General features: G+C 69.9%; 5 protein-coding genes. 3 read left to right on the forward strand and 2 right to left on the reverse strand.

Annotated features, from left to right (window positions below):
- On the reverse strand, positions 1-371 hold a 371-nt coding region (locus ACFWY6_RS44540; protein WP_384703376.1), incomplete at its 3' end, for an Lrp/AsnC family transcriptional regulator.
- 10 nt (positions 372-381) lie between these two features.
- Positions 382-1851, reverse strand: coding sequence for an amino acid permease (locus tag ACFWY6_RS44545; protein ID WP_384703379.1), 1470 nt, complete (start codon positions 1849-1851; stop codon positions 382-384).
- A gap of 308 nt (positions 1852-2159) precedes the next feature.
- On the opposite strand from ACFWY6_RS44545, the gene ACFWY6_RS44550 reads away from it, so the two are divergent.
- Genes ACFWY6_RS44550 through ACFWY6_RS44560 form a run of 3 tightly spaced genes read left to right on the forward strand, consistent with a single transcriptional unit; the run spans position 2160 to position 4233 of the window.
- Complete coding sequence (locus ACFWY6_RS44550) at positions 2160-3275, forward strand: LLM class flavin-dependent oxidoreductase (protein ID WP_384703382.1); 1116 nt, start codon at positions 2160-2162, stop codon at positions 3273-3275.
- Positions 3272-4078 (forward strand): SDR family NAD(P)-dependent oxidoreductase, encoded by an 807-nt coding sequence (locus ACFWY6_RS44555; RefSeq protein WP_384703385.1) that lies wholly within the window; start codon positions 3272-3274, stop codon positions 4076-4078. The genes ACFWY6_RS44550 and ACFWY6_RS44555 overlap by 4 nt, the downstream gene beginning before the upstream one ends.
- Positions 4075-4233, forward strand: coding sequence for a hypothetical protein (locus ACFWY6_RS44560; RefSeq protein ID WP_384703388.1), 159 nt, complete (start codon positions 4075-4077; stop codon positions 4231-4233). The genes ACFWY6_RS44555 and ACFWY6_RS44560 overlap by 4 nt, the downstream gene beginning before the upstream one ends.
- Positions 4234-4280: the final 47 nt, after the last annotated feature.

Below are 4280 nucleotides of genomic sequence, written 5' to 3' on the forward strand. Positions count from 1 at the left end.
CAACCCCCAACACCACCCCCCATATTTCCCCTATAAGCCATACAAAAACCCTTTCCCAGCGCGCGCCCGCCCCCGGGGCCGGCGAGGGCCCCGGGCATCTCCGGATACCGCTCAAGCCCCCGCTTGATCGCCTCCGGCGAGGTATTGCGGCGACAGTAGATCTCGATGAACCCCTCGGTCTCCCACCCCAGGGCCGCGGGGTCCACCCGCACGGTGAACCCCGTGATGGCCCCGGTCGCCCGCAGCCGGTCCACACGCCGCTTCACGGCAGGCGCGGAGAGTCCGACCAGCTGGCCGATGTCGGCGTAGGAACGGCGGGCGTCCTCGGCGAGGGCGTGCACAATGCGTTCGTCGAGATCGTTCAGTCGCACTGGGGGTGGATCACTTCTCTGCTGTGGCCAATCGGGAGCGGCTCATGCCGTACAGGAAGTAGAACACGAGGCCGACGGCCATCCAGACACCGAAGACCGTCCAGGTGATGGAGTCGAGGCTGAACATGTTGTACGCGCAGAAGCCGAAGCCGAGGACCGGGAAGAGCCAGCCCAGCGGCACGCGGAAGGTGCGCGGCATGTCGGGGCGGGTCCGGCGCAGCACGATCACGGCGATGTTGACCAGGCCGAAGGCGAAGAGCGTACCGATGCTGGTGGCGTCGACGAGCTTGCCGAGCGGGATCACCGAGGCGAGGGCGGCGCAGAACAGCGACACGATGACGGTGTTCACGCGGGGCGTGCCCGTCTTCTTGCTGACCTTGCCGAACACCTTGGGGACCAGGCCGTCGCGGGACATGGCGAACAGGACGCGGGTCTGGCCGTAGAGCACGGTCAGGACGACGGACGCGATGGAGATGACCGCGCCGGCGGCGAGCAGCGTGCCCCAGAAGCTCTGGCCGCTGACGTCGTTCATGATCGCGGCGAGCGTGGCCTCGGAGCCCTCGAAGTCCTTCCAGTTCCAGGCGCCGACGGCGACGGCGGCGACCAGGACGTAGAGCGCGGTGACGATGATCAGCGAGAGCATGATCGCGCGGGGCAGGTCGCGCTGCGGGTTCTTCGCTTCCTCACCGGCGGTGGATGCGGCGTCGAAGCCGATGTACGAGAAGAAGAGGCTCGCGGCGGCGGCGCTGACCCCGGCCGTGCCGAGCGGCATGAAGTCGGAGTAGTTGCCGGACTTGAAGCCCATGAAACCGATGGTGCAGAAGAGGACCAGCGCGGCGATCTTCACGACGACCATGATCGTGTTGGCGAGCGCCGACTCCTTGGCGCCGCCCAGCAGGAACACCATGGCGAGCAGCACGACGATCAGGCCGGGCAGGTTGATGATCGCGCCGTCGACCTCGCCGGGCGCCGCGGAGAGCGCGTCGGGGATGGTGACACCGATGGTGCCGTCGAGCAGCTCGTTGAGGTACTCGCCCCAGCCGACGGCCACGGCCGCGACGGACACGCCGTACTCCAGGACCAGGCACCAGCCGCAGACCCAGGCGATGAGTTCGCCCATCGTTGCGTACGCGTACGAATAGGAGGAGCCCGCGACCGGTATGGAGCCGGCCAGCTCGGCGTACGAGAGGGCCGAGAAGAGGGCGGTGAGTCCGGCGATCACGAAGGAGATGGTGACGGCGGGTCCGGCCTTGGGGACGCTCTCGCCGAGGACGACGAAGATGCCGGTGCCGAGCGTGGCACCGATGCTGATCATGGTCAGCTGCCACATGCCGAGGGAGCGCCGCAGCGAGCCGCCCTCACCCTGGCCGCCCTCCGCGACCAGGGCTTCCACCGGCTTGCGCCGCATGAGACGGCTGCCAAGCCCGGCGGCTCCCGGGGGGCTTGGGCGGTTCTGCGGGGGTGCGCCTTGGTCGAGCACGCATGGCTCCTTCATCGCTGCCGGTCAGGGCGGCGGGACCGGCGGCAGCACCCCACGCATGGATGGGGACCGCCGAGCAGGCGGTCCCCGCCACACCACGTACAGCGGATGACTCTATGAGTCAGGCTTCACTCACGTAATGCAGCAACCTTGCGCAGCGGCGGATGATCGTTGCGTACTTCCGATTCCTGCGGGTCTTCGTTGCGCGGTCCGTTTCGTCCGTTGCGTTCCGGGGCTCAGGGGAAGTGGTTGACACTTCGTCAGATCTCCCCCATCGTGCACCCCGGTCGAGAGGGAGGCAGCAGGCCATGGACCTCGATGTGCTGTACGAGATCGACGTACCGAAGCCCTGGAACGGACCCCATCCGCACGGCCAGCGCACCGCCGAACAGCGCGCCTACCGCGAGGCCGTGGAGCAGATCCGGCTCGCGGACCGGGTGGGCTTCCGCACGGTGTGGGCCGTGGAGCACCACTTCCGCGAGGGCCGCTCGCACTGCCCCGCGCCGGAAGTCCTGCTCGGCCACCTCGCGGCACTGACCGAACGCATCCGCCTCGGTTTCGGCGTGACGCTCACCCCCTTCGGCTTCACTCCGCCGCAGCGGATCGCGGAGAAGGTAGCGGCGGTGGACGTCCTCTCGGAAGGCCGCGTGGAGTGGGGAACCGGCCGCTCAACTCCCATGGAACAGACGGCATTCGGCGTCGACCGGGAGCAGTCGCGCTCCGACTGGCGCGAGGCGATCGAGATCGTGACGGGCATGTGGCGCGAGGAGTACTTCGCGTACGAGTCCGAGCGCTTCACCTTCCCCCGCCGGATGGTCACCCCGAAGCCGGTCCAGGACCCGCACCCACCGTGCTGGATGGCGGCCACGTCCCCCGGCTCGGCGGAGGTGGCGGGCGCGGCGGGCCTCGGCCTGCTCTCCTTCTCGATCATGCAGCCACTCGAGGCGATGGCCCGGCAGGTGACGGCCTACCGCGAGGCGGCGCGCGCCCCGGCACCGATCACGGACGTCACGACGAACCGCGTCAGCGCGTACACCCTGGTACATGTGGCGGACCGTCCCTCGCGGCGCGTCTGGGACTCGGTCGCCTGGTGGTACCGCAATCTCGCCCAGTTCACGCTCGACTGGGAACTGCCGCACTTGAACGCCGAGGAGCGCGAGCGGACCTTCCCGCTCCTCACCCCGATCATCGAAGGCAGCGTCCCTGTCCGGGAGTTCAACGACGGCGACATGATCCTCATCGGCGACGCGGAGACCGTCGTCCGCAAGGCCAAGCACTACGCCGACCTCGGCATCGACCAGCTCATCTGTTACGTCCAGTGGGGCTATCTGGAGCACCAGGAGATCCTGCGCACGATCGAGATCCTGGGCAAGGAAGTCATCCCGGAACTGGCGTCGTACCGGCCGCGAAGGGACGCCCGATGACGACGCCCGACACCTCACCCATCCCCGACTACGCCTCCCTGCACCGCCTGGACGGCCGCGTCTTCGTCCTGCTCGGCGCGGGCAACGGCATCGGCCGCCAGACCGCGCACGCCCTCACGGCGGCGGGGGCACGGCTGCTCTGCGTGGACGTCGACAAGGACCGCGCGGAGGCGGTCGCCGCCGAGACGGACTCCGCCGCGTACGTCGCGGACGTGACGCGCCGCGAGGAGGTCCGGAAGCTTTTCACGCACACCCATAGGGAGTTGGGCCCGGTCGGCGGCGTCATCGACATCGTCGGCATGGCCCGCTACACACCCCTGGCGGAGCTGGACGACGCGTCCTGGGACTGGCACTTCTCGATGGTCCTGCGGCACGCCTGGCTGGCCGTCCAGTACGGCGGCGAGGCGCTCGCCGAAGCGGGCGGCGGCCCGCTGGTCTTCGTGGCATCGGTGTCGGGCCTCACGGCGGCACCCCTGCACGCGGCGTACGGCGCGGCCAAGGCGGGCCTGGTCTCGCTGGTCCGCTCGGCGGCGGTGGAGTACGGCCCGCGCGGGGTGCGGGTCAACGCGGTGGCTCCGGGCGTCGTGTGGACCCCACGGGTGGCGGCCCTGATCGGCGCAGAGGGCCGCGACCGCAACGCCCGCAACGCACCGCTGAACCGCGTCGCGGAGACCTCCGACATCGCGTCGGCCCTGCTCTTCTTCGCCTCGCCGCTCTCGTCGTACGTCACCGGGCAGACGCTCGTCGTGGACGGCGGGGTCGGCGTGAAGTTCCCCTACCCGACGATCGGGGGCGCGCGGTGAGGGAGTTCGAGCGGGGCGGGGCGCGGTGGGCACACGATGGCCGCCCGGTACGCACGGATCCCGCCGACCGGAACCGGCTGCCCGCCGACACCCGGGAGCGGGCGGGCCTCCCGGCCGGGGTGCGGCTTGAGTTCACCGCGGGCGGTGCGCGGTGAGGGAGTTCACGCGGGGCGCCGCATGGTGGTCAACGGAGGGCTGCCGT

The organism is Streptomyces sp. NPDC059037 (genome assembly GCF_042740015.1).
Taxonomy (GTDB): Bacteria; Actinomycetota; Actinomycetes; order Streptomycetales; family Streptomycetaceae; genus Streptomyces.

Excerpts from the sequence above, each read along its gene's own strand:
- ACFWY6_RS44550 (WP_384703382.1), top strand. The coding sequence starts at position 2,160 with ATGGACCTCGATGTGCTGTACGAGATCGACGTACCGAAGCCCTGGAAC.
- ACFWY6_RS44555 (WP_384703385.1), top strand. The coding sequence starts at position 3,272 with ATGACGACGCCCGACACCTCACCCATCCCCGACTACGCCTCCCTGCAC.